Annotated in this window: 23 protein-coding genes; 10 read left to right on the top strand and 13 right to left on the bottom strand. The window is 67.6% G+C overall.

Features of this window, described 5'->3' with window-relative positions:
• Window positions 1–136: 136 nt before the first annotated feature.
• The gene (gene acuK, locus IE266_RS18195) at window positions 137–913 is read right to left on the bottom strand and encodes an acryloyl-CoA hydratase (protein ID WP_189681539.1); all 777 of its coding nucleotides are present in this window, start codon (window positions 911–913) and stop codon (window positions 137–139) included.
• 65 nt (window positions 914–978) lie between these two features.
• Window positions 979–1,830 carry a bifunctional DNA-formamidopyrimidine glycosylase/DNA-(apurinic or apyrimidinic site) lyase gene (gene mutM / locus IE266_RS18190; protein WP_189681538.1) on the bottom strand — a complete coding sequence of 284 codons (852 nt, stop codon included), beginning with the start codon at window positions 1,828–1,830 and terminating at the stop codon, window positions 979–981.
• 85 nt (window positions 1,831–1,915) lie between these two features.
• On the opposite strand from mutM, the gene ubiE reads away from it, so the two are divergent.
• Together ubiE and ubiB are read left to right on the top strand one after the other, a co-directional pair.
• Window positions 1,916–2,668 carry a bifunctional demethylmenaquinone methyltransferase/2-methoxy-6-polyprenyl-1,4-benzoquinol methylase UbiE gene (ubiE, locus tag IE266_RS18185; protein ID WP_189681537.1) on the top strand — a complete coding sequence of 251 codons (753 nt, stop codon included), beginning with the start codon at window positions 1,916–1,918 and terminating at the stop codon, window positions 2,666–2,668.
• Window positions 2,669–2,901: 233 nt separating this feature from the next.
• On the top strand, window positions 2,902–4,434 hold the full coding sequence (gene ubiB / locus IE266_RS18180; protein ID WP_189681536.1) for a 2-polyprenylphenol 6-hydroxylase: 1,533 nt from the start codon (window positions 2,902–2,904) through the stop codon (window positions 4,432–4,434).
• Between the two features lie 6 nt (window positions 4,435–4,440).
• Here ubiB and IE266_RS18175 read toward each other — a convergent pair whose 3' ends face one another.
• Window positions 4,441–5,646, bottom strand: coding sequence for a cytochrome P450 (locus IE266_RS18175; RefSeq protein WP_189681555.1), 1,206 nt, complete (start codon window positions 5,644–5,646; stop codon window positions 4,441–4,443).
• Between the two features lie 92 nt (window positions 5,647–5,738).
• A complete protein-coding gene (locus IE266_RS18170; protein WP_189681535.1) occupies window positions 5,739–7,193 on the bottom strand; it encodes a M10 family metallopeptidase C-terminal domain-containing protein in 1,455 nt (484 codons plus the stop codon).
• 174 nt (window positions 7,194–7,367) lie between these two features.
• Here IE266_RS18170 and IE266_RS18165 point away from each other — a divergent pair, with 174 nt between their 5' ends.
• On the top strand, window positions 7,368–7,697 hold the full coding sequence (locus tag IE266_RS18165; RefSeq protein ID WP_189681534.1) for a TfoX/Sxy family DNA transformation protein: 330 nt from the start codon (window positions 7,368–7,370) through the stop codon (window positions 7,695–7,697).
• A gap of 18 nt (window positions 7,698–7,715) precedes the next feature.
• On the opposite strand, the gene ndk is transcribed toward IE266_RS18165, so the two are convergent.
• Window positions 7,716–8,138 carry a nucleoside-diphosphate kinase gene (gene ndk / locus IE266_RS18160; RefSeq protein ID WP_189681533.1) on the bottom strand — a complete coding sequence of 141 codons (423 nt, stop codon included), beginning with the start codon at window positions 8,136–8,138 and terminating at the stop codon, window positions 7,716–7,718.
• Between the two features lie 165 nt (window positions 8,139–8,303).
• Here ndk and IE266_RS18155 point away from each other — a divergent pair, with 165 nt between their 5' ends.
• Window positions 8,304–9,398 (top strand): glycoside hydrolase domain-containing protein, encoded by a 1,095-nt coding sequence (locus IE266_RS18155; protein ID WP_189681532.1) that lies wholly within the window; start codon window positions 8,304–8,306, stop codon window positions 9,396–9,398.
• Between the two features lie 75 nt (window positions 9,399–9,473).
• Window positions 9,474–11,318, top strand: a complete 1,845-nt coding sequence (locus IE266_RS18150; protein ID WP_189681531.1) for an ABC-F family ATP-binding cassette domain-containing protein — start codon at window positions 9,474–9,476, stop codon at window positions 11,316–11,318.
• Window positions 11,319–11,342: 24 nt separating this feature from the next.
• Here IE266_RS18150 and ruvB read toward each other — a convergent pair whose 3' ends face one another.
• From ruvB to ruvC, 3 genes are read right to left on the bottom strand one after another with little or no spacing between them, the layout of a single operon-like run.
• Window positions 11,343–12,368, bottom strand: a complete 1,026-nt coding sequence (gene ruvB, locus IE266_RS18145) for a Holliday junction branch migration DNA helicase RuvB (protein WP_189681530.1) — start codon at window positions 12,366–12,368, stop codon at window positions 11,343–11,345.
• A gap of 4 nt (window positions 12,369–12,372) precedes the next feature.
• Window positions 12,373–13,053, bottom strand: coding sequence for a Holliday junction branch migration protein RuvA (gene ruvA / locus IE266_RS18140; RefSeq protein ID WP_189681529.1), 681 nt, complete (start codon window positions 13,051–13,053; stop codon window positions 12,373–12,375).
• Window positions 13,050–13,544 carry a crossover junction endodeoxyribonuclease RuvC gene (ruvC, locus tag IE266_RS18135; RefSeq protein WP_189681528.1) on the bottom strand — a complete coding sequence of 165 codons (495 nt, stop codon included), beginning with the start codon at window positions 13,542–13,544 and terminating at the stop codon, window positions 13,050–13,052. The genes ruvA and ruvC overlap by 4 nt, the downstream gene beginning before the upstream one ends.
• 336 nt (window positions 13,545–13,880) lie before the next feature.
• On the opposite strand from ruvC, the gene IE266_RS18130 reads away from it, so the two are divergent.
• The gene (locus tag IE266_RS18130) at window positions 13,881–14,096 is read left to right on the top strand and encodes a DUF1127 domain-containing protein (protein ID WP_189681527.1); all 216 of its coding nucleotides are present in this window, start codon (window positions 13,881–13,883) and stop codon (window positions 14,094–14,096) included.
• A 142-nt stretch (window positions 14,097–14,238) separates the two neighbouring features.
• On the opposite strand, the gene IE266_RS18125 is transcribed toward IE266_RS18130, so the two are convergent.
• The 4 genes from IE266_RS18125 to IE266_RS18110 form a co-directional block, all read right to left on the bottom strand.
• Complete coding sequence (locus tag IE266_RS18125; RefSeq protein WP_189681526.1) at window positions 14,239–14,583, bottom strand: hypothetical protein; 345 nt, start codon at window positions 14,581–14,583, stop codon at window positions 14,239–14,241.
• Window positions 14,584–14,688: 105 nt separating this feature from the next.
• Window positions 14,689–15,567, bottom strand: a complete 879-nt coding sequence (locus tag IE266_RS18120; protein ID WP_189681525.1) for a 50S ribosomal protein L11 methyltransferase — start codon at window positions 15,565–15,567, stop codon at window positions 14,689–14,691.
• Window positions 15,567–16,967, bottom strand: a complete 1,401-nt coding sequence (locus tag IE266_RS18115) for an MATE family efflux transporter (protein ID WP_229864255.1) — start codon at window positions 16,965–16,967, stop codon at window positions 15,567–15,569. Before IE266_RS18115 ends, IE266_RS18120 begins: the two co-directional genes overlap by 1 nt.
• The gene (locus IE266_RS18110) at window positions 16,964–18,196 is read right to left on the bottom strand and encodes an MFS transporter (protein ID WP_189681524.1); all 1,233 of its coding nucleotides are present in this window, start codon (window positions 18,194–18,196) and stop codon (window positions 16,964–16,966) included. Before IE266_RS18110 ends, IE266_RS18115 begins: the two co-directional genes overlap by 4 nt.
• Before the next feature lie 128 nt (window positions 18,197–18,324).
• Between IE266_RS18110 and IE266_RS18105 the strand changes: the two genes are divergently transcribed.
• Window positions 18,325–19,398: a YeeE/YedE family protein gene (locus IE266_RS18105; RefSeq protein ID WP_189681523.1), complete on the top strand. Its 1,074-nt coding sequence runs from the start codon at window positions 18,325–18,327 to the stop codon at window positions 19,396–19,398.
• A 7-nt stretch (window positions 19,399–19,405) separates the two neighbouring features.
• Here IE266_RS18105 and IE266_RS18100 read toward each other — a convergent pair whose 3' ends face one another.
• Window positions 19,406–19,993 carry a TetR/AcrR family transcriptional regulator gene (locus IE266_RS18100; protein WP_189681522.1) on the bottom strand — a complete coding sequence of 196 codons (588 nt, stop codon included), beginning with the start codon at window positions 19,991–19,993 and terminating at the stop codon, window positions 19,406–19,408.
• Between the two features lie 99 nt (window positions 19,994–20,092).
• On the opposite strand from IE266_RS18100, the gene IE266_RS18095 reads away from it, so the two are divergent.
• The 3 genes from IE266_RS18095 to IE266_RS18085 all read left to right on the top strand — a co-directional run bounded on the left by IE266_RS18095 (window position 20,093) and on the right by IE266_RS18085 (window position 23,010).
• Window positions 20,093–20,386, top strand: coding sequence for a hypothetical protein (locus IE266_RS18095; protein WP_189681521.1), 294 nt, complete (start codon window positions 20,093–20,095; stop codon window positions 20,384–20,386).
• A 79-nt stretch (window positions 20,387–20,465) separates the two neighbouring features.
• Window positions 20,466–21,752, top strand: coding sequence for a homoserine dehydrogenase (locus tag IE266_RS18090; RefSeq protein WP_189681520.1), 1,287 nt, complete (start codon window positions 20,466–20,468; stop codon window positions 21,750–21,752).
• A 166-nt stretch (window positions 21,753–21,918) separates the two neighbouring features.
• Window positions 21,919–23,010, top strand: coding sequence for a carboxynorspermidine decarboxylase (locus IE266_RS18085; RefSeq protein ID WP_189681519.1), 1,092 nt, complete (start codon window positions 21,919–21,921; stop codon window positions 23,008–23,010).
• The last annotated feature ends 39 nt before the right edge of the window (window positions 23,011–23,049 follow it).

The following is a 23,049-nucleotide window of genomic DNA, read 5'->3' as shown; positions in this document are numbered from 1 at the left end:
GTTCATAACCGGCTGATTCTGACCAGAGCGGGTCTCGCACGCATGTGTGGGCTGCCTCTAGCGCAAAGTTCCGCGAAAGGGAACAGCTAATCGGCAACCTGGCCGGAGACGGCGCCTGACGCCGCCCCCGAGAGGCTTACTTGTCGCGGAACTGCGGCTGGCGCTTTTCCATGAAGGCGCTCATGCCTTCCTTCTGGTCCTCGGTGGCGAACATCGAGTGGAACACCCGGCGCTCGAAGAGGATGCCTTCGGCCAGCGTGGTCTCGTAGGACCGGTTCACCGATTCCTTGATTGCCATGACCGAGAGCATCGACTTCTCGGCGATCTTCTGCGCCGCGGCCATTGCCTCTTCCATCAGCTTCTTGGCCGGCACCACACGGCTCACCAGCCCGGCGCGCTCGGCCTCCTCGGCGGTCATGAAACGTCCGGTCAGGTTCATGTCCATCGACTTGGACTTGCCGACGAAGCGGGTCAGCCGCTGGGTGCCGCCCAGCCCGGCCATCACGCCCAGGTTGATCTCGGGCTGGCCGAACTTGGCGGTATCGGCGGCGATGATGAAGTCGCAGGCCATCGCCAGCTCACACCCCCCGCCCAGCGCGTAACCCGCGACGGCGGCGATCACCGGCTTGCGGATACGGGTAATCCGGTCGTTGGCACCGGCGAACATGTTCTCGGTGAAGACGTCGACAAAGCTCTTCTCCGACATCTCCTTGATGTCGGCGCCGGCGGCAAAGGCCTTCTCCGAGCCGGTGATGACGATGCAGCGCACCTTCTCGCTGCCATCGGCCTCTTCCAGCGCGGTGCAGAGTTCGTCGAGCAGTTGGGAATTGAGCGCATTCAGCGCATCCGGACGGTTCAGGCGTATCAGGGCGACATAATCTTCCGTGTCTACGGTGATCATCTCAAAGGCCATGGGCGCGTGCTCTCGATTGTTCCGTTTGTACCGGAGTCCTTACCATGCGAGTGCAGGGCTGCAAGTTATCTTTGGCATTTCGGGCAGTGGAAGGACGACCGCCCCGACTGCACCAGTCGGCCCACGGTGCCGTCGCAGCCTGGCCGGCGGCAAGGTTCGCCCTCGCGCCCGTAGACGTCGAAGGAGTGCTGGAAATAGCCCAACTCCCCGTCCGCGCGCCGGTAATCCTTCAGGCTCGACCCGCCCGCCTCGATCGCCTCGCCCAATACCGCCCGGATGATCGGCACCAGCGCCGCCACCCGCGCCGCGGCGATCTGCCCCGCCTTGCGCCGGGGCGAGATCCCGGCCCGGAACAGCGCCTCGCAGACATAGATATTGCCCAGCCCCGCGACGATTCCCTGATCGAGCAGCGCCGCCTTCACCGGTGTATTCTTGCCCCGGAAGGCCGCAACGAGGTGATCCTCGTGGAAATCGTTGCCCAGCGGCTCGGGCCCCAGCACCGAGATCAGCCGGTGTTCAGCGGCGCGCGCCGTCTCCATAAGGTCCATCGCGCCAAAGCGGCGCGGGTCGTTGAACACGATCCGCGTGCCGTTTTCCATGTGGAAGACCACGTGGTCGTGCTTCTCGGGCATTGCGTGCTCATGCGTGAACACCCCCAGCGGATCGCCTGAAACCGTCATTCGCCCCGACATGCCCAAGTGCATCAGCAGCGTCTCGCCCGAGTCGAGATCCGCCATCAGATACTTCGACCGCCTTCCCAGCCGCAGCACCCGCCGCCCTGTCAGCCGCTCGGCCATCCGCTCGGGGAAGGGCCAGCGCAGGTCGGGCCGGTTCACCTCGGCCCGCGCGATCACCTGCCCCTCCATCACCGGGGAAAGCCCGCGGCGGACGGTCTCGACTTCGGGCAGTTCAGGCATGGTTCGATCCAGTGCAAAGGGGCCGCATTGTGCCGCCCGGAAACGCCCTATAACAAGGGGCAAACTTTCCGAACGGCAAGGCCCCATGACCGAGACCACCCCCAAGACCACCCATTTTGGGCGCGAGACCATCCCTGAGGGCGAAAAGGCCGGGCGCGTGCAGGGCGTGTTCAACTCGGTCGCCTCGAAATACGACGTGATGAACGACGTGATGAGCGTCGGCATCCACCGGCTCTGGAAGGATGCGATGATGGACTGGCTGGCGCCCCGCCCCGGCCAGCGCCTGCTCGATGTCGCCGGCGGCACCGGCGACATCTCCTTCCGCTTCCTGAAACGCGCCGGGTCCGGCCATGCGACGGTGCTGGATCTGACCGAACCGATGCTGGTCGAGGGCCGCAAGCGCGCCGAGGCGGCACAGATGGAGGGCAGCCTCGACTGGGTGGTGGGCGATGCGATGGCCCTGCCCTTCGAGGACAATACCTTCGACGTCTACACCATCTCCTTCGGCATCCGGAACGTGACCCGCCCGCAGGAGGCGCTGAACGAGGCCTTCCGCGTCCTCAAGCCCGGCGGGCGGCTGATGGTGCTCGAGTTCTCGCAGCTGCCGAACGAGGGCCTGCAGAAGCTTTACGACCTCTACAGCTTCAACGTGATCCCGCGCATGGGGCAACTGATCGCCGGCGACCGCGACAGTTACCAGTATCTGGTCGAATCGATCCGCAACTTCCCCGACCAGGAGACCTTCCTCGGCATGGTGCGCACCGCCGGATTCGAGCAGGCGAAATACCGCAACCTCAGCCTCGGCATCGCCGCGCTGCATTCGGGGTGGAAACTGTGAGGGCCACAGTGACAAGGCGTCAGCCGGGCAGCGCCTGCCTGGGCGGGCGCCCGCGCGCAACGTCCAAGCCGGTGCTTCGGTTGTGCAATAATCTGGCTGCGTCGCTGGCGGACAGGTTGAAAGCGCCTGCCGGGGGGCAGGCAGGCGCTGCCCGGCTGACGCCCGGCGGTCTGTGCGGCATCCGTCGCTCTCAAGACGCCGCCCTGCTCGCAGCCCCAAGCCAGGGGCACTGAATGCGCGGCCCCCACAACATCATCCGCCTGATCCGTACCGGCGCCACCTTCGAGCGCACCGGCGCGATGGACGTGATCCTCGACGCTTATGACGCGCCGCCGATGCTGCGCCTTGTCGCGCGCCTGCTCGGCAAGCCCTTCATGTGGCTCGGCTATCGCGGCGACCCGACAATGCCGCCCGCCACCCGCGCGCTGACCGCGCTGGGGCCTGCCTACATCAAGTTCGGCCAGGTGCTCTCCACCCGCCCCGACCTCGTCGGCGACGATCTGGCGGTGCAACTGCGCGTGCTGCAGGACAAGCTGCCCCCCTTCCCCACCGCCCAGGCCCGCGCCGAGGTGCAGCGCGAACTCGGCCAGCCGGTCGAGGCGCTGTTCTCCGAGTTCAGCGAGCCGATCGCCGCCGCCTCGATCGCCCAGGTCCACAAGGCCCGGCTGGCCGACACCGGCGAGGACGTGGCGGTCAAGGTGCTGCGCCCCGGCATCGAACGCGCCTTCCGCAAGGATATCGACGCCTTCTACTTCGCCGCCCGCATGATCGAACTCTTCGCCCCCGGCGCGCGCCGCCTGCGCCCGATGGAGGTGATCACCCATTTCGACGGCGTGGTGAAGGGCGAGCTCGACCTGCGCCTGGAAAGCGCCGCCGCCAGCGAATTCGCGGCCAATACCAAGGACGACGCCGGCTTCCGCCTGCCGCCGATCAAGTGGCATCTCTCGGGCCGCCGGGTGATGACGCTGGGCTGGGCCGATGGCACATCGCTCGGCGACAACGCCGCGCTGGATGCCGCCGGGCACGACCGCCGCGAGCTGGGCGAGCGGGTGCTGCGGCTGTTCCTGATGCACGCCCTGCGCGACGGCTATTTCCATTCCGACATGCACCAGGGCAACCTCAAGGTGGCCCCGAACGGCGATATCATCGCCTATGACTTCGGCATCATGGGGCATATCGACGAGTATACCCGCCGCGTTTATGCCGAGATCCTCTTCGGCTTCATCCGCCGCGACTACAAGCGCGTGGCGGAGGTGCATTTCGAGGCCGGCTATGTGCCCGCCGACCGCGACGTCGACGAATTCGCCCGCGCCCTGCGCGCGGTGGGCGAGCCGATATTCGGCATGGATGCCTCGCATATCTCGATGGGCCGCCTGCTCGCCTATCTCTTCGAGGTCACCGAACGCTTTGGCATGGAAACCCGGACCGAGCTGATCCTGCTGCAACGCACCATGGTGGTGGTCGAAGGCGTGGCGCGTTCGCTCTCGCCAAACCTCAACATCTGGGAAGTCGCCCGGCCGGTGGTCGAGGATTACATCAAGCAGTCGATCGGCCCGCGCGCGCTGGTCAAGGACCTGGCCCAGACCGCGCTGGTGCTGGCCCGCTTCGGCCCCCGCCTGCCCCGCCTGGTGCAAAACGCGCTGATCGCCCAGGCCGATCCGCCGCCGCCCCCGCGGGGCTTCGGCCGTGCCGCCCTGGCCTGGACCGCGCTGGCCGCCGCCGCGATGGGCGCGCTGGCCATGGCCCTGGTCGACCACCTGGCCTGAGCGCGCTCAGCCCAGCTCGGCCGGCAGGCTCGCATAGCCGCGAAAGCGCATCCGCCCGCCGTTCACCCGGCCTTCGGCCAGGCGGAACTCGGGGAATCGGTCGAGGAAACGGGCAATCGCGATCCGCCCCTCCATCCGCGCCAGCGTCAGCCCGACGCAGACATGCGGCCCGCCGGCAAAGGCAAGGTGCCGGTTCGGCTTGCGCGCGATATCCAGCCTCGCGGGATCGGCAAAGACCGCCGGGTCGCGGTTCGCGGCGCCGATGCAGAGATGCAGGTTGGTGCCCTTCGGAATCGTCATCCCGTCGATCTCGATCTCGGCCGTGGTCTCGCGGTTGCCCAGCTGGTTGGGCGAGCGGAAGCGCAGGAACTCCTCGACCGCCGGGGTAATCAGCGCCGGATCGGCCCTCAGCCGCGCCCGCTGGTCGGGCCAGTCGTTCAGCAGCGCCAGGCCGTTGCCGATCAGGTTGGTCGTCGTCTCGTGCCCGGCGTTCAGGATGAAGATGCAGTTTTGGATCAGCTCGATCTCGCTCAGCTTCGCATCCGCGCCGTCGCCCCGGATCAGCCGGGTCAGCACATCGGTCTCGGGATCGCCCGGCCGGGCGCGGCGACGGGCGATGAGGTCTTCGAGATAGGCCTTGAAGTCGCGCACCGCCGCATGGCCGCGCTCCAGCTGCTCCGGCGTCAGCGAAGGCTCCAGCGCGCCCAGGATCGCCAGCGACCAGTCGCGCAGCGGTTCGCGCTCCTCCATCGGCACGTCGAGCAGGTTGCCGATGATCTGGATCGGAATGGCCGAGGCGAAATCCTCGATCAGGTCGACCGTGCCACCTTGCCCCGCCAGCCCCTCCAGCAGGCGGTCCACCGTCTCGACCAGCCCCGGCTCCATCCGCTGCAGCGCCCGTGGCGTCAGCGCCGAGGTCATGATCCGCCGCACCCGCGTGTGGAGCGGCGGGTCGGAGAAAACGAGCGAGGTGGTGTGATGCTCGAACAGGGGCGAGCCCGCGCCGAATTTCGGCGCAAAGGCCGCCTTCTTGTCCGAGGAGTAAAGCGTCGTGTCCCGATAGATCCGGTCGAGATCGGCATGACGGCTCAGGAAAACCGAGCCATCCGGCTGCACCAGCACCGGCGCGTGCTCCAGCAGCGCGTCATACCAGGGGAACGGGTCATCCACGAACCCCTGCGGCGGCGCCGCAAGGGTAAAGTCCAGCGCCATCTCGCGTGTGATTTCGGTCAAGCCCGCCCCCTCCCCGAAGCGGGCTCACCCTCGCCCCGCACCGCCGCGCTGTCAATCGCGGGCGGCCCGGATCAGAACAGGAAATCCGCGTCGACGAGATGGTCGACGCCCACCACCTTGAACACCAGGTCGGCTTGCCGGTCGCCGTCGAAATCGACGCGGACGCGGGTGTGCTCGCCCACCACGCGGGTCGAGACCGAGGGGCCGTCGGGGCTGAAGAAACGGTCGATCCGCAGTTCGAGCGCCGCCACCTCGGCAATAATCTGGATGGTATCAAGGCCCGAGACGAAATCCATGATCCGGCTCACGCCCGCCTCGCTCCCGTCGCCCGAGCGCAGGTCGAAGACGAAACAGTCAGCCCCCGCCCCGCCGTAAAGCTGGTCCGCCCCACCGCCGCCCTGCAATGTGTCGCGGCCCGCACCGCCGCGCAGGATGTCGTCACCGCGCCCACCGATAAGGGTGTCGTTGCCGCGACCGCCAAGCAGCACATCGTTGCCGGCACCCCCATTGATCCAGTCGTCGCCGTCCAGACCGCTCAACCGGTTCGCGGCCCGGTTGCCCATGATACTGTCCTCGCCGGCCCCGCCGAAGGCATTCTCGATCAGCGACCGGTTGTCGCCATCCACCAGCAACGCATTCGCCACGTTGCCCCGCGCCGTCATGTTCGGCCCGTCGCCGAAACGGTTAAGATCCGCCAGCTGGCCTTGCGAGAAGGTCGACCAGGCGCCGGGCCGCAGGTCGATCTGCACGCCGTTGTCATAGTTCGACAGGTCGTAGGTATCCTTCCCGTGCCCGTCCCAGATGGTGCGGAAGATCCGGTTGCCCGCGGGAGTCCCCTGGCCTTCCCCGTTGATCGACATCTCGCCGGTGAGCGGGTCGAAAGTATAGACCGACCGACCGCTCCAGACCTCGCCCCGCGCCGAGTAATTCGCGCCGTAGAGATATTGCAGCGCCGCGATGTCGAGCTGCTGGTAGCTTTGCGCCCAGTCGACCGCGCCCGAGGCATATTCGTGCAGGTTGGTGTCACCGACGTAGTCGGTGTAGGTCATCAGCGTGAATTCCTGCGAGTTGTAGGCAGACTTCGCGAAGGTTACCGACTGGTGGCCGTGCTCCAGCCCCAGCGCATGGCCCAGCTCGTGCAGGAAGTAGAGATTGGCCTCGTTGCCGATCTGCGCGCCGGCGGTATTGCGGCCATAGAAGGAATCCCCGCCCGAGTCCTCTCCGTTCGGAAGATAGGCATAGGCCCCCGTCTCGCCGGTATCGCGCGAAAAGCGCAGAACGCCGTCGCCGGCTTCACCGGACTTCTCGAAGGTCAGCTGGGTAAAGCCTGAAATCTCGGCCATCGCCCGCTCGACGGCGGACACCTGGTCCGGCAGCAGCTCGGCGATCGGCGTGCGGCCAACGTATCCGTAATCCTCCGCGGCGACCGGGAAGGAGTAAGTCAGGTTGAGAGACGTCCAGTGATAGCTGAAGAGCCATGTACCGAAGATCTCGTGCGAGTAGTCCGTAGGCGTAACCAGTGCCAAACCAAATCCTCCGACGACGCCGCCAAGGCCTTAAAATAGTCACAATCGGGATTTAGCACTTTTTTTATATATGGCGAGCCGCAAGATTCCAATCTCGCGGCGGTTGAACCGTCCAGACCCTCTCGCTAGGGTCCGTTTCGCCACATCTTTGGCGGTTCAACCCCCTTTGTCGCGATGCCCACACCCGTCTCCTCGATCCGGAATCTCGGCCCCGCCTTCGAGGCCGCCTGCACCCGTGCGGGGATAAATTCAGCCGAGGAACTGCGCGCGCTCGGGCCGGACGCGGCCTATGCGCGACTGCTGGAAACCGGCTCGCGGCCGCATTTCATCGGCTATTACGTGCTGGTCATGGCGCTGCAGGGCCGCCCCTGGAACGACTGCCGGGGCGCCGAGAAGGCGGCGCTCCGGGTTCGCTTCGACGCGCTCAAGGCCGCCAAAAGCGACGAGGGCCGCTCCCGGCTGGAAGCGGCCCACGATGAGATCGGGGTAATCGAACCGCGCTGATCGCCGCGCGGTCAGGCCTTAGCCGACCAGCTCAAGTCCCGAAAAGAAATAGGCAATTTCGACTGCCGCGGTTTCCGGGGCGTCCGAACCGTGGACCGAATTCTCGCCAACGCTCTCGGCGAATTCGGCGCGGATGGTGCCGGGGGCCGCGTCGGCCGGATTGGTCGCGCCCATGATTTCGCGGTTCTTCGAAATGGCGTTCTCGCCTTCCAGGACCTGCACCACGACCGGCTCGGACGACATGAACTCGCAGAGTTCGTCGTAGAAGGGGCGCGCGCTGTGGACGGCATAGAATACGCCGGCCTGCTCCTTGGTCATGTGGATCCGCTTCTGCGCGATGATGCGCAGGCCGGCCTCTTCGAACTTGGCATTGATCTTGCCAGTCAGGTTGCGGCGGGTGGCATCGGGCTTGATGATCGAGAAAGTGCGTTCGAGGGCCATTGCGGAATTCTCCATGTTCGCGGGTCCGGGACAATTCCTGCCCCGCACCGGGTTCGTTTCCGGCGCCCCGTTATCACGGCCCAGAGGGGTTGGAAAGGCCGCCGGTTCCGGGAATCACCTGCGCTTGCTAGGCTCGTTGCGTCGCCAGCCGCAGGGACGGCCACAATGATGCCCCAATCGCTCAGCCGCCGCCAATTCGCCGCGCTCGCCGCCAGCGCGGCGCTGGCCCCTCGCGCGGCCCTCGGCGCCTCCCCCGGCGACAGCCGCATCCACGTCATCGATATGGCCAACGCTCCCTTCCTCGACCGCGACAGCGTGCCGGCGGGGCTCGATGGCAGCAACGCCTGCACCCGGCCCAATCACCGCTTCCTCGAAACGCTGGGCAATGCGGGGATCGACACGGTGTTTCGCTACTATTCGGACACCAACAACGCGAACCTCAACTGCAAGAACGTCACCCGGCGCGAGCGCGACCTGCTGCACGACCACGGGCTGGCGCTGGCCATCGTCTACCAGTTCGAGGGCCGCGCGAAGGACCGCTACACAGGCGCCCGCGCCCGCCAGGACGCCGCCTTCTGCCTGGAGCGCGCCCGGGTGATCGGCCAGCCAGAGGGCAGCACCACCTGGTTCGGCGTCGACTCCGACACCGGGCTGAACGCCGACCGCGACGTGCTCGACTATTTCCGCGAGGTGCGCCGGATCTTCGCCGGCCGTTTCCGCATCGGCCTCTACGCCGCGGGCGCGCGCTGCCGCCTCGTGCGCGAGGCCGGGCTGGCGGAGGCCTTCTGGGTGCCCGAGGCCCCGGCCTGGGAGGGCACCCGCGCCTTCATGAACTCGGGCGACTGGACGCTGTTCCAGAACAAGACCGATATCGACCAGAACCTCCTGACCCGCGGGATGGGCCAGCAGCTGCACATCGACACCGACATCCTGAACCCTTCGGCGGGCAACAGCATCGGCGCCTTCCTCAAGGACGGCTCGATCCGCACCTACGACAAGGCGCGCCTCCGGGCGGTGGCCGGCGCGCGCCACTGGGTGAAGGCGGGCAAGCTCGACATCTACGACGAACCCGACGGCGCGGCGCAGGCCCATGCCTGCATCGCGCGCATGGTGCACGTCCTCGACCATGGCCCGAAATGGGGCCTCGTCGACATCGACGAGGACGGCTTCGCCGAGGGCTGGTGCCGCAGCCGCGACCTCGCCCCGCTGGGCCAGATGCCCGCCTGGGCGCGAACCGACTGCAAGCCGATGGATATCTAGGCGCCTGCACGGCCCCGCGCACGCCCCCTGGCAAGGCCGCTTCCCTGCCCCCGCCACCTCTGTTAAAGCGCCGCCATGCTACGGATCAGCGACATCACTTATGCCGTCGACGGCCGCAACCTCTTCGAGGGCGCCAGCGCGACGATTCCCGAGGGCCACAAGGTGGGTCTCGTCGGCCGCAACGGAACCGGGAAGACCACGCTCTTCCGGCTGATCCGGGGCGAACTCGTGCTCGAGAGCGGCGACATCTCGCTGCCCTCGCGCGCCCGCATCGGCGGCGTGGCGCAGGAGGTGCCCTCCTCGGACGTCTCGCTGATCGACACGGTGCTGGCCGCCGACAAGGAACGCGCCGCGCTGCTCGCCGAGGCCGAACACGCCACCGACCCGGCCCGCATCGCCGAGGTGCAGGCGCGGCTGAACGACATCGACGCCTGGTCGGCCGAGGGCCGCGCCGCCTCGATCCTCAAGGGCCTGGGCTTCGACGACGAGGACCAGAAACGCCCCTGCTCCGACTATTCCGGCGGCTGGCGGATGCGCGTCGCACTGGCGGGCGTGCTGTTCTCGAAACCCGACCTGCTGCTGCTCGACGAACCGACCAACTACCTCGACCTCGAAGGCGCAGTCTGGCTCGAGAACTACCTCGCGCGCTATCCCCATACCGTCATCATCATCAGCCACGACCGCGGCCTGCTGAACCGGGCGGTGGGCGGCATCCTGCACCTGGAAGACAAGAAGCTGACCTTCTACCAGGGCAATTACGACAGCTTCGTGGAAACCCGCGCCGCCCGCCTGGCGGTGGCCGAATCCGAGGCCCGCAAGCAGGAGGCCCGCCGCGCCCACCTGCAAAGCTTCGTCGACCGCTTCCGCGCCAAGGCATCGAAGGCGGTGCAGGCACAGTCGCGCCTGAAGATGATCGCCAAGCTGAAACCGATCAACACGCCGCAGGAGGCCGCCCTGCGCGCCTTCTCCTTCCCGGAACCGGAAGAGCTCTCGCCCCCGATCGTCAACATCGAGGGCGGCGCGACGGGCTATGGCGACACCACGGTGCTGTCGCGCCTCAACCTGCGCATCGACCAGGACGACCGCATCGCGCTCTTGGGCAAGAACGGCCAAGGCAAGTCGACCCTGTCCAAGCTGCTCTCGGACCGCCTCGCGCTGATGGGCGGGCGGATGGTGAAATCCTCCAAGCTGCGCATCGGCTATTTCGCCCAGCACCAGGTCGACGAGCTGCACATCGACGAGACGCCGCTCGACCACCTGCGCCGCCTGCGCCCGGCGGAAGGCCCCGGCAAGTGGCGCTCGCGCCTCGCCGGCTTCGGGCTGACCGCCAACCAAGCCGACACGCTGGTCGGCCGCCTCTCGGGCGGACAGAAGGCGCGGCTCTCGCTGCTGCTGGCGACGATCGACGCGCCGCACATGCTGATCCTCGACGAACCGACCAACCACCTCGACATGGAAAGCCGCGAGGCGCTGGTCGAGGCGCTCACCGCCTATAGCGGCGCGGTGATCCTGGTCAGCCACGACATGCACCTGCTGGGTCTGGTGGCCGACCGGCTCTGGCTGGTCTCGGACGGCACGGTGAAGCCCTACGAGGGCGACCTCGAAAGCTACCGCGACATGCTGCTGGCCCGCGACAAGCCGGCGGCCAAGACCGAAGCGGTCAAGCCGAAGAAGGTGACGCGCGAGTCGGTACAGGCGCTCAGGGCCGAGGTGAAGAAGGGCGAGCAGCGCATCGAGAAGCTGAACGAGATGCGCGACAAGCTGGCCAAGATCCTCGCCAACCCCGAACTCTACGAAGACGCGCGGCGCGGCGAGATGGAGGTCTGGCAGCGCAAGTATGCCGAGGTGATGGACGGCCTCGACCGCGCCGAAACGCTCTGGATGACCGCTCTGGAGAAGCTGGAAGAAGCGCAGGCCTGAGGCGCGGGCGCCTGACGCCCCCTTTCAGCCGAAGAGGTCGCCCTGCCCGATCTGGCGCGGTACCTCGAGGCCGAGATGCGTCCAGGCCCCCTGCGTCAGCATCCGCCCGCGCGGCGTGCGCTGGATCAGCCCCTGCTGCAGGAGATAGGGCTCGATCACCTCCTCCAGCGCGTCCCGGCTCTCCGAAAGCGCGGCCGAAAGCGTCTCGATCCCCACCGGCCCGCCCATGTAGGCCTCGGCGATGAGCTGCAGATAGCGGCGGTCCGCACCATCGAGGCCCAGATGGTCGACCCCGAGCCGGGTCAGCGCATTGTCGGCCAGCGCGCGCGAGATGGTGCCGTCGCCCTCGACCACCGCGAAGTCGACCACCCGGCGCAGCAGCCGGCCGGCGATGCGCGGCGTGCCCCGCGCGCGCCGCGCGATCTCGCGGGCGCCCGCGGGATCGGCGGGCACGCCCATCAGGCGGGCGTTGCGGCTGACGATCTCGTGCAATTCGTCGACGGTATAGAACTGCAACCGCACCGGAATGCCGAACCGGTCGCGCAGCGGCGTAGTGAGCAGCCCCATGCGGGTGGTCGCGCCCACCAGTGTAAAGGGCTGCAACTCGATCCGCATGGTTCGCGCCGCCGGCCCCTCGCCGATAACCAGGTCGAGCTCGAAATCCTCGAGCGCCGGGTAGAGCACCTCCTCGACCGCCGGGTTCATCCGGTGGATCTCGTCGATGAAGAGCACGTCGCGCGCCTCTAGATTGGTGAGGATCGCCGCGAGGTCGCCGGCGCGGGCCAGCACCGGGCCCGAGGTCATGCGGAAATTCACGCCAAGCTCGCGCGCCATGATCTGCGCCAGCGTGGTCTTGCCAAGGCCCGGCGGCCCGTGGAACAGCGTGTGATCCATCGCCTCGCCGCGCTGCCGGGCCGACTGCAGGAAGACCCGCAGGTTGGCGCGCGCCTCGGCCTGGCCGATGAACTCGGACAGCATCTGCGGGCGCAGCGCGCGGTCGTGATCCTCGGGCAAGGGTTCGGGACGAAGGGTGGGGTCGGGCTGGCTCATCCCACTATCCCTTCGGCGCCAGCAGCTTCAGCGCCGCGCGGATCAGCGTGGCGGCATCTGCCTCCGGCGCGCTGCCCGCCGCCTGGGCCACCGCCGAGGCCGCATCGCTGGGGCCATAGCCGAGGTTGGCCAGCGCCGAGAGCGCATCCGCGACGGCCGCCCCATTGCCCGACGGCGCCGCCGAGCGGGCGGTCGCGCGGGCCGGGGTCGGCGCGGCCTCGTCTTCGATCACCTCGGCCGGGTCGGGGAGCGCGCCGCCCGCGATACCGCCCATCGCCATGACCGCCGGGGCCTTGTCCTTGAGGTCGAGCACGATGCGCTGCGCCGTCTTCGGCCCGACGCCCTTGGCCGCCTTGACCGAGGCCCAGTCGCCCAGCGCGATGGCGCGGCTTACCCCGTCCGGCCCCAGCGCGCCGAGGATCGCCAGCGAGACCTTTGCCCCCACCCCCTGCACCGTCATCAGCAGCCGGTGCCATTCCTTCTCGGCCAGCGACAGGAAGCCGAACAGCTGCCAGTGGTCCTCGCGCACCACCAGGTCGGTATAGACCGAGACCACGCCGCCCGGCCCCGGCAGCTCGGCCAGGGTGCGTTCGGAAACATAGACGATATAGCCCACGCCGTTCACGTCGATCAGCACGTGGTCGGCGGTGCGGTAGTCGAGCCGCCCGCGCAGCCGCCCGATCATGCCACCACCCGCGCCGAACCCATCCGGCTGAAGGCGTGATGCGCGTGGCAGATCGCCACCGCCAGCGCGTCGGCCGCATCCGGCCCCGCCGGGTTGCAGCCGGGCAGCTGCAGGCGCACCATGTGCATCACCTGTTCCTTGGCGGCATGGCCCACGCCCACGACGGTCTTCTTGACCGTGTTGGGCGCATATTCCCCGATCGACAGCCCCGCCTGCGCCGGCACCAGCAGCGCGACGCCGCGTGCCTGGCCGAGCTTCAGCGTGCCTGCACCATCCTTGTTGACGAAGGTCTGCTCCACCGCCGCCGCCTCGGGTGCATGGGTGCGCACGACAGCGCTCAACTGGTCGAAGATCGACAGCAGACGCTCGGCCAAGGTCTCGCCCTCCGAGGGGCAAAGCCCGTTCGCGACATGGGACATGCGTGACCCGTCGACGTCGATGACGCCCCAGCCCAGGGTCCTGAGCCCCGGATCGATCCCCAGTATCCGCATGTGCTGCCCGTCTTTTTTGCCGCCGCTTGCGCGACAATTCGCTTTTCCCAGCCCTAGCACGAAAGGCGAACATTGGCCAAGACTTTTGGCGCGGCGCGAAAAGCGACATTTCCGGCGTCACGTGCGACGGCTGTGGCCTTATTGCAAGGGCCAGATTGGCATTTCGCGCCTCAAGTTGAGCGCAAGCATCTGAAATATATAATAGTTTCTAAAATGCCTCAGCTATGCACAAACTGCATGTTTAGTATGCAGGCGGGCCACTTGCGCGGCAGATCATGCAGGAATATGTGCCGCTCCGAAGTTGACGAACGCATCCCATTCGAAAGGACTAAGGAAATGGCTGCATACGATACCGGCGCTTCCTATGGCCTGCAAAGCTTTGCTGGCCGTATCGGCGCGCACATCGCAAACCTCTGGGCCGTCATCCGTGACTGGAACGATGCCCGCATCACCCGCAACGCGCTGGCCGCGCTGAGCGACCGTGAACTGGAAGATATCGGCCTGGCACGTGGCGACATCGACACCGTGGCCGACCGCCGCGCAAGCCTCTGACCGGACGTCGGCCTCGGCCGCCCGCCCGGACGGGACCCGCAAAAAATGCCGTGTGACCAGGTCACGCGGCGTTTTCTTTTTCCGGCCTCCCCGTTGGCGCGGAACAGAAGTGTCAAAGATTCAAACGCTAAAGACCAAGCCCCTAGCGCATCATCGGCGCAAGCTGGACCGCGACCAGCGCCGTCAGCGGATCGGCCTTCATGGCAAAGGCGCCGGCCTGCTGGACAAAATTGCCCTCCGCCAGGCGAACCACGCGTCGCTCATAATCGCCGGGGCCCAATGCGGCGATCAGAACGCCCTTGAGCAGGATGAAGACGCCGAGGCACATCACGACCGAACGGGGAGAGACCGGCGGCGGCGGGCGGCGCGGCACCGCCACCATCAGCCCGTCGGGGCGCATCCGGGTGGTATAGCCGCGTGTCATCGCCGTATGCTTGCGCAGCAGACGGCGGACGCGGGTCTGGAATTCCATATGGCCAGAACTCATGCCTATCTCCGGTCGCTCGTCCCCACCAGCGATCGAGGATTCTTAGCGGGGATTCGGGACGAGAATAGGGCAATGCCTCAGTTTCACGCCATATTTTAGCCGAATTCAGGCCTTCTTCACGCCAACAAGCGTGATCCACTCACCAATCTGGCCGCGCTCGCGGATATTGATGCCAGCCGCTTCATAATGCCCGGCAACCTCATCCGCCTGATCGGCAAGAATCCCCGACAGGATGACTATTCCTTCGGCATTCAGATGCGCGGCAAGGTCGGGGGCCAGCGCGATCAGCGGGCCTTTCAGGATATTGGCGAAGATCAGGTCGAAGGGCGCGGCCTCGGCCAGCGCCGGGTTGCCGAAGCCGGCGGCCTCGACGCAATCCACCGCGCCGTCCATCCCGTTGGCGCGCAGGTTCGACACCGCCACCTCGACCGCCACCGGATCGATGTCGCTGGCCAGCACATGCGCCTCGGGCCAGACCCGCGCCGCGGCCATCGCCAGCACCGCCGTGCCGCAGCCGATATCGGCGACGGCACTGGGCACGAAGCCCTGCGTCACCAGCGCGTCCAGCGCCTTGAGGCAGCCGAGCGTGGTGCCGTGGTGGCCGGTGCCGAAGGCCATCGCCGCCTCGATCAGCAACGGCACCGCCTCGGCGGGCACCTTGTCGGCGTCATGGCTGCCGTAGACGAAGAACCGGCCCGCGACCACCGGGGCCAGCTCGCGCTTCACATGGGCGACCCAGTCGGTCTCGGGCACCTCGGAGACGGTGAAGTCCCTGGCGCCATGGGCCGCCGCCAGCAGCGCCAGCGCCACGGTATCCGGCGGCTCGATGAAATAGCCGCCGACCTCCCAGAGGCCCGAGCCGTCTTCCATCTCGAAGACGCCGACGCCGGTCGGTTCGGGGATCAGGTTCTCCATCGCCTCGCCCAGCGCCTCGGCGGGGGCCTTGCCGGTCAGGGTGGTGAGGGCGGTATAGGTCGTGGTCATCAGCGTCTCCGGAAGCGGTCGACATGCGGATAGGGCCGCGTGGGCGGAAGATCAACCGGTGCCGGCAGATCAGCACCGAAACCGCGCACGAAACGCCAGCCCCACCAGGCGGCCAGCGTGCCGACCATCAGGCTGGCCACCGCCTGGGCATAGATCACGCCGGGCGCGCCGAAACCGGCGGCAAGCCAGAGCGCCAGCGGCAGCGTCAACACGCCGTCGCGCACCCAGTTCGTCAGGGTCGAGCGGCCGGGCCGGCCCAGTGCGTTGAAGGCGGCGTTCGACACGAAGAGCGCGCAGGCGAAGATGAACCCGCCCGCCCCGACATGGGTAAAGGCGCGCAGCACCTCGCCCCCCTGCTCGCTCAGCGCGAAACCGGCGCTGAGCGCCGGGCCGGCCAGCACCAGCAGGCCCCAGGTGATCAGCGTGTAGCCCAGGCCGAACAGAATCGCATCGCGGTAGATCCGCCGGAGACGGCCGTATTGATGCGCCCCCCAGTTCTGCCCGAAGATACCGCCGATCGCCCCCGACAGCGACATCACCCCGCCGAAGGCCAGCACCGTCATCCGCCCGACCACCGCCCAGGCCGCCACCGCGTCGTCGCCGAACTGCGACATCACATGGGTCATCAGGTAGTTGCCGACCGGAGTGGAGAGCTGGGTCAGGATCGCCGGGAAGGCGATGGCCAGGAAGGGCGCCGCCGTCTCGCGCAGGTCGTTGAGACGCGGGCGGGCCAGCAGGTCATGCGTCCCGGTGGCGAAGCGCAGCGCCATCACCAGCATGACACAGCGCGAGATCACCACGCCGGTCGCGGCGCCGTCGAGGCCCATGCCCAGCCCGTAGATCAGCAGCGGGTCGACCACCATCGCCACCGACCCCGATGTCAACGTCACCACCATCGAGCGGGTGCCGTCCCCTTGGGCGCGCAGCGCGCCGTTGGCGATCATCGCCACCGCCATGATCGGCAGCGAAGGCACCGACATGGCGAGGTAGCGCGCCGCCAGCCGGGCCGTCTCGCCGGTCGCGCCTGTGGCGCCGACGATCTCATGCCGGAAGGTGACGAGCAGCAGCGCCACCGCCGCCTGTATCGCGCAGGCGATCATTGCGGCACCGGTCGCCCTATGCCGCGCGGCTTCGCGCTGCCCCGCGCCGATCCCGTGCGAGATGAGCGCCACCGCGCCGATCATCAGGCCGATACCGATCGAGACCGAGAAGAACTGGATGGCGAAGGCGAACCCGATGGCCGCGACCAGCCGGGGATCGCCCAGCTGCGAGATCCAGAACAGGTTGGCGGCGTCGACCAGGAAGACGAAAGTGATCCCGAAGGTGCCGGTCATCGTCATCCGCACGATGTGGCCCATGGTCGAGCCGGTGACGAAACGGCCCTCCATGGTGGCGCTCACTCCGCCGGTTCGGCGAGGAGCCTCGCCAGCACGGTTTCCTGCCCCGGGCAGGGATCGCGGGGGATCAGCAGCGCCAGCCCGAACGACCCGGCCGCCATGCAGGCCGCCAGCAGGAAGACCGCCGAGGGCGAGACCACCCAGAGCAGGCCCAGCGCCGCCGGCAGAAAGACCGCCGCGATATGGTTGATGGTGAAGGCCACCGCCGCCGTGGGCGCGATGTCGGCGGGGTCGGCGATCTTCTGGAAGTAGGTCTTCAGCGCCAGCGCCATGGCGAAGAAGATGTGGTCGATGACATAGAGCGAGGCCGCCAGCACCACGCCCCAGCCGAACCAGTAGACCCCGCCATACATCAGGAAGACCAGCGTCAGCCCGGTATATTCCACCATCAGGATGCGCCGCTCGCCAAAGCGGCCCACCGCCCGGCCGATGAAGGGGGCGGCGAACATGTTGATGAGCAGGTTGATGATGTAGAGGCCGGTCAGCTCGTGCACCTCGAAGCCGAAGTGTTCGACCATCATGAAGCCGGCAAAGACCATGAAGATCTGCCGCCGCGCGCCGGCCATGAACTGCAGTGCGTAATACAGCCAGTAGCGGCGGCGCAGCACGAAGGTCTTGAGCTGCGGATGCGGCGATTCGAACTGCGGATAGGCCAGCAGGCAGAACAGCGCAATCGCCGCCGTCGTCCCGCCCGCAACCATGAAGACGAGGTTGTAGGAGAGATCGAAGGTCTCCCAGGTCAGCGCGATCAGCACGTAGACCACCAGCGTGCTCGCCGAGGCAGCACCGAGGATCCAGCCGAGGATCTGCGGCGCGCGCTCCTTGGGCAGCCATTGCAGCTGAAGCGACTGGTTGACCGTCTCGTAGTAGTGAAAGCCGATCGAGGAGAGCAGCGTCAGGAACAAGAGCCCGCCCAGCGAGGGGAACCAGGCGGTGAAGGCCGTCGCCACGCCCAGCAGCACCAGCGAGATCAGGCCCAGCACCTGTTCGCGCATGAACAGCAGCACGACGATCACGCCCACCGCCAGGAAGCCCGGAATCTCGCGCACCGAATGCAGCAGGCCGATATCCGCGCCGTCGAAACCCGCCACCTCGATGACGAAATTGTTGAGCAGCGCGTTCCAGGCAAAGAAGGCGATGGGCATCGCCACCGCCATCACGAAAAGGAGAGTCATGGGCCGGCGCCAGAGCGGCAGGGCATGAGCATCGGACAGGCGCACGGGACTTCGCATGAAATCGCAGATACGCCGGATATCCCGACTTGGCGAGACAATTTCGCCGAGGCGCGGCTGATCTGGATCAAAGTTGTCGTCAAGGCCCCGGCATACATTCCGGCAGCGGAATGCTTGGAGGTATGGGCATGGATCTCGTCGCCCTGGTCGACCGGATCGGAGAGGCACCGACGGCGGCACTGTTCGGCCTGATAACCGGCGCGATCTTCGGGGTCGCGGCGCAACGGTCGCGCTTCTGCCTGCGCGCGGCGACGGTGGAATTCGCCCGCGGCCGGCTCGGCGCGGCGGTGGCGGTCTGGCTGCTGACCTTCTCCACCGCGCTGGTCTGGGTGCAGGCGGCGCGGCTCGCCGGCTTCCTCAATGTCAACGACGCGCGGATGATGGCGGTGCCCGGCAGCTGGTCGGGCGCGGTGATCGGCGGGCTGATGTTCGGCGCCGGCATGGTGCTGGCGCGCGGCTGCTCGGGCCGCCTGCTGGTGCTGGCCTCGACCGGCAACCTGCGCTCGGTCGTCTCGGGGCTGATCTTCGCCGTGGTGGCGCAGATGAGCCTCGGCGGGATCCTGTCGCCCTGGCGCGACCGGCTGGCCGCGCTCTGGATCACGCCGGGCGGGCGCAATGTCGACCTGCTCGCCGCGCTCGGCCTGCCGGAGCAGTCGGGGCTGGTGCTCGGTCTCGCCATCGCGGTCGTCGCGCTTGCACTGGCGCGGCACAACCGGATTGGAGCGGCCCGGCTGGTCTTCGCCTCGGGCGTCGGCTTTGCCGTGGCGGTGGGCTGGGCGCTGACCTCGGCGCTGGCGCAAGTCGCCTTCGAGCCGGTTCAGATCGAGAGCGCCACCTTCACCGGCCCCTCGGCGCATACGCTGATGTTCTTCCTCGACCGCGCTGCCGTGCTGGAATTCGACGTCGGCCTGGTGCCGGGTGTGGTGCTCGGCGCGTTCTTCTCCTCGCTGCTGGCGCGCGAGTTCCGGTTCGAGGGCTTCGACGGCCCCGCCACCATGCGCAAGGCGATGATCGGCGCGGTGCTGATGGGTTTCGGCGGGATGCTCGCTGGCGGCTGCGCCATCGGCGCCGGCGTCACCGGCGGATCGATCTTCGTTGCAACCGCCTGGCTGGCCCTGTTCTGCATGTGGATCGGCGCGGTGGTGACCGATTTCCTCGTCGACCAGGACCGTGGCCTGCTGGCGCGTGGCCGTGCCGGCTGAGGCGACCTCAGCCGCCCAGCGCCTTGCGCACCATGTCCCAATAGATCGCCTCGACCTCGTCGAGCGTCAGGCGGCCGCCCTCGCGGTACCAGGTATTCACCCCGTTCAGCATGGCGATCACCGCGCGGGTGGCGAGTTTCGGGTCGGGCGGGGCCAGCACGCCTTCGGCGATGCCGTCGGTAAGGATCGATTCGAGCAGCCCCTCGTAGCGCTGTCGGCTCGCCTCGATGGCGGCGAAGTTCTCGGGGCTGAGGTTGCGCAGTTCCATGTAGGCGATGAACACCGCGTCGGGCCGCGCCAGGTGAAAGCGGATGTGAAATCCGGTGAACGCGCGCAGCCGGGCCAACGCGCCCTCGGGGCGGGGCAGTTCGGCGAATGCCTCCAACAGTTGGGCCAGGTGACCTTGCATCAGTTCGAACAGCAACGATTGCTTGTCGGGGATGTAGTTGTAGAGCGCACCGGCCTGCACCCCGACCTCGGCAGCGATCTGGCGCATCGACACGGCGGCATAGCCATGGCGCGCGAACAGTCGCAGCGCCGCGTCGCGGATGCGCGGGCCGGTGATGTCGGAATGCGATCCCTGGGTGCGAGCCATGCGGCAAAGATTAACTGACCATCCGTTCATATAAAAGCCCCGCCTTGCATCCGCGCGCGCCACGGGCGAGATTGCAGGCACCAGCCCGGAGTGATGCCGATGCCCCTGCCCCGTCCCGCCCTTGCCGCGCTGCTGGCGCTGGCGGCCTGCACCCAGGTGCCGGAACTGGGCGACGTGGTGCCACCCGACCTGAGGGCGGCCGATTACCCCGCGCTGATCCCGCTGGATACCGAGCTGACTGCCCCCGCCGACCCGGCGGCCGAGGCTGAGCGGCTGTCGGGCGCGCTGAACGCGCGCGCCGACCGCTTGAAGCGGCGGGCGCGTGAACTTTCGGCACGGACGGTGGTGGATGACACCGCGCGCGCCCGGATGGACGCGGGCGTCACCGAGTAGGCATCTGCCGCGTTGCGCTGGCCGGGCGAACCGGCTAAGCGACTGCCGAACGACATTTCCGACAAAGAGGATCCGCCAGATGACTGCACCCTTGCGCCTTGGAATCGCCGGCCTGGGGACGGTGGGCACCGGCGTGGTGCAGATCCTGCGCCGCCATGCCGCCCTGCTCGAGGCACGCACCGGGCGGGCGATCACGCTGAGCGCGGTCTCGGCCCGCAGCCGCGACAAGGACCGGGGCGTCCCTCTCAAGGACTATGGCTGGGAGGACGATCCGGTCGCCCTGGCCCGTCGCGACGACATCGACGTCTTTGTCGAGCTGATCGGCGGCGACGAGGGGCCGGCGCTCGACGCGGTCAAGGCCGCGCTTGCCACCGGCAAGGATGTGGTCACGGCGAACAAGGCGATGCTGGCGCACCACGGGCGCGAGCTGGCCGAGATGGCCGAAGCGGCGGGCCGGGTGATCCGCTACGAGGCGGCGGTCGCGGGCGGCATTCCCGTCATCAAGGCGCTGACCGAGGGGCTGGCGGCCAACGAGATCACCCGCGTCATGGGCGTGATGAACGGCACCTGCAACTACATCCTGACCCGGATGCAGGCGACCGGCCAGGGCTACAACGCGCTGTTCGAGGAATGCGCCAAGCTGGGCTATCTCGAAGCCGATCCGAACCTCGACGTCGGCGGCATCGACGCCGGGCACAAGCTGGCGATCCTCGCGGCCATCGCCTTCGGCACCGCGCCCGATTTCGACGGGATCGAAATCGAGGGCATCCAGCACATCCAGCTGGAAGACATCCACCAGGCGGCTGACATGGGCTATCGCATCAAGCTGCTCGGCGTGGCGCAGCGCACCGGCCGCGGGCTGGAACAGCGGATGCAGCCCTGCCTGGTGCCGGCGGACTCGCCGCTGGGGCAGCTCGAAGGCGGCACCAACATGGTGGTGATCGAGGGCGACGCGGTGCAGCAGCTGGTGCTGCGCGGCCCCGGCGCCGGCCAGGGCCCGACCGCGAGCGCGGTGATGGGCGACGTCTGCGACATCGCGCGGGGCCTGCGCCTCGCCACCTTCGGGCAACCGGCCACGACGCTTGAAACCCTGCCGGCGGCACGCTCGGCCCTGCCCGCGCCCTATTACCTGCGCATGAAGCTGGTCGACAAACCCGGCGCGCTGGCCAAGGTGGCGGCGATCCTCGGCCAGGCCGGTGTCTCGATCGACCGGATGCGGCAGTATGGCCATTCCGACGCCACCGCCCCGGTGCTCTTCGTCACCCACAAGACCAGCCGCGCCGCCCTGGACGAGGCGCTGGCTGCCATGCGCCAGACCGACGTGATCGCCGGCGAGCCGGTGGCGCTGCGGATCGAGGAAGTCTGAACCACCGATCGGGGCCACGGGGCCCCGATATCGCTCCGGCGCGGTGAATCTGCGACGATTCCGCGCGTACAGGCCATTGCGACCCCCTCCGAGTCCCGATAAACGGCACCGGCATCGCCTCTGGCCCGATGCATTCCCGTCCCGACCCGAAGAGGCCCCGACGCGTATGCAAACGCCATATTATCTCATCGACAAGTCCCGCCTTCTCCCCAACATGGAGAAGATCGCCCGGTTGCGCGCGCTCTCCGGCGCCAAGGCGCTGCTGGCGCTCAAGTGTTTCGCCACCTGGTCGGTCTTCGACATGATGGCCGAATATATGGACGGCACGACCTCCTCCTCGCTGTTCGAGGTCAAGCTGGGGCGCGAGAAGTTCCCGGGCGAGACTCATGCCTATTCCGTGGCCTGGGCCCCGCACGAGATCGACGAGGTGCTGGCCTCCTCGGACAAGATCATCTTCAACACCGCGCAGCAGCTGGAACGCTTCGAGGCGGTCAGCCGCGGCCACACCCGCGGGCTGCGGGTCAACCCCGGCGTCTCGACGTCGAGCTTCGACCTCGCCGATCCGGCGCGGCCCTTCTCGCGTCTTGGCGAACACAGCCCCGAGGTGATCGAACCGATCGCCGACCAGATCAGCGGCTTCATGTTCCACAACAATTGCGAGAACGCGGATTTCGACCGCTTCGACGCGATGCTGGGCATGATCGAACAACGCTTCGGCCACCTGATCCGCCGCATGGACTGGATCAGCCTGGGCGGCGGCATCCATTTCACCGGCGAGGGCTATCCGCTGGAAAAGCTGGCCGAACGGCTGAAACGCTTTGCCGGCGAGAACGAGGTGCAGGTCTATCTCGAACCCGGCGAGGCCGCGATCACCAGGTCGACGACGCTCGAGGTGACGGTGCTCGACACGCTGTTCAACGGCAAGAACCTGGCCATCGTCGACAGCTCGATCGAGGCCCATATGCTCGACCTGCTGATCTATCGCGAAAGCGCGAAGATGCAGGAGAGCGGCGACCAGAAATGGATGATCTGCGGCAAGTCCTGCCTCGCCGGGGATGTCTTCGGAGAGTTCCGCTTTCCGCAGGCGCTCAAGGCCGGTGACCGCCTCTCGATCCAGGATGCGGCCGGTTACACGATGGTGAAGAAGAACTGGTTCAATGGCGTGCAGATGCCCGCCATCGCGATTCGCGAACTCGACGGTTCCGAGCGCCTGGTGCGCAGCTTCACCTATGACGATTTCGCGGCGGCCCTGTCGTGATCTGACCGCGTCCTGACGGACGCCTGTTGACCTGGCGCC

Source organism: Seohaeicola zhoushanensis (genome assembly GCF_014656415.1).
GTDB classification, from domain to species: domain Bacteria; phylum Pseudomonadota; class Alphaproteobacteria; order Rhodobacterales; family Rhodobacteraceae; genus Seohaeicola_A; species Seohaeicola_A zhoushanensis.
The sequence above is the reverse complement of the archived record's forward strand: the minus strand, read 5'-3'. Positions and strand labels throughout refer to the sequence as shown.

What these genes read in the sequence shown, in the direction of transcription:
- acuK (WP_189681539.1), bottom strand. Translation starts at nt 913, where the DNA reads ATGGCCTTTGAGATGATCACCGTAGACACGGAAGATTATGTCGCCCTG.
- mutM (WP_189681538.1), bottom strand. Translation starts at nt 1,830, where the DNA reads ATGCCTGAACTGCCCGAAGTCGAGACCGTCCGCCGCGGGCTTTCCCCG.
- ubiE (WP_189681537.1), top strand. Translation starts at nt 1,916, where the DNA reads ATGACCGAGACCACCCCCAAGACCACCCATTTTGGGCGCGAGACCATC.
- ubiB (WP_189681536.1), top strand. Translation starts at nt 2,902, where the DNA reads ATGCGCGGCCCCCACAACATCATCCGCCTGATCCGTACCGGCGCCACC.
- IE266_RS18175 (WP_189681555.1), bottom strand. Translation starts at nt 5,646, where the DNA reads ATGGCGCTGGACTTTACCCTTGCGGCGCCGCCGCAGGGGTTCGTGGAT.
- IE266_RS18165 (WP_189681534.1), top strand. Translation starts at nt 7,368, where the DNA reads ATGCCCACACCCGTCTCCTCGATCCGGAATCTCGGCCCCGCCTTCGAG.
- ndk (WP_189681533.1), bottom strand. Translation starts at nt 8,138, where the DNA reads ATGGCCCTCGAACGCACTTTCTCGATCATCAAGCCCGATGCCACCCGC.
- IE266_RS18155 (WP_189681532.1), top strand. Translation starts at nt 8,304, where the DNA reads ATGATGCCCCAATCGCTCAGCCGCCGCCAATTCGCCGCGCTCGCCGCC.
- IE266_RS18150 (WP_189681531.1), top strand. Translation starts at nt 9,474, where the DNA reads ATGCTACGGATCAGCGACATCACTTATGCCGTCGACGGCCGCAACCTC.
- ruvB (WP_189681530.1), bottom strand. Translation starts at nt 12,368, where the DNA reads ATGAGCCAGCCCGACCCCACCCTTCGTCCCGAACCCTTGCCCGAGGAT.
- ruvA (WP_189681529.1), bottom strand. Translation starts at nt 13,053, where the DNA reads ATGATCGGGCGGCTGCGCGGGCGGCTCGACTACCGCACCGCCGACCAC.
- ruvC (WP_189681528.1), bottom strand. Translation starts at nt 13,544, where the DNA reads ATGCGGATACTGGGGATCGATCCGGGGCTCAGGACCCTGGGCTGGGGC.
- IE266_RS18130 (WP_189681527.1), top strand. Translation starts at nt 13,881, where the DNA reads ATGGCTGCATACGATACCGGCGCTTCCTATGGCCTGCAAAGCTTTGCT.
- IE266_RS18125 (WP_189681526.1), bottom strand. Translation starts at nt 14,583, where the DNA reads ATGAGTTCTGGCCATATGGAATTCCAGACCCGCGTCCGCCGTCTGCTG.
- IE266_RS18120 (WP_189681525.1), bottom strand. Translation starts at nt 15,567, where the DNA reads ATGACCACGACCTATACCGCCCTCACCACCCTGACCGGCAAGGCCCCC.
- IE266_RS18110 (WP_189681524.1), bottom strand. Translation starts at nt 18,196, where the DNA reads ATGCGAAGTCCCGTGCGCCTGTCCGATGCTCATGCCCTGCCGCTCTGG.
- IE266_RS18105 (WP_189681523.1), top strand. Translation starts at nt 18,325, where the DNA reads ATGGATCTCGTCGCCCTGGTCGACCGGATCGGAGAGGCACCGACGGCG.
- IE266_RS18100 (WP_189681522.1), bottom strand. Translation starts at nt 19,993, where the DNA reads ATGGCTCGCACCCAGGGATCGCATTCCGACATCACCGGCCCGCGCATC.
- IE266_RS18095 (WP_189681521.1), top strand. Translation starts at nt 20,093, where the DNA reads ATGCCCCTGCCCCGTCCCGCCCTTGCCGCGCTGCTGGCGCTGGCGGCC.
- IE266_RS18090 (WP_189681520.1), top strand. Translation starts at nt 20,466, where the DNA reads ATGACTGCACCCTTGCGCCTTGGAATCGCCGGCCTGGGGACGGTGGGC.
- IE266_RS18085 (WP_189681519.1), top strand. Translation starts at nt 21,919, where the DNA reads ATGCAAACGCCATATTATCTCATCGACAAGTCCCGCCTTCTCCCCAAC.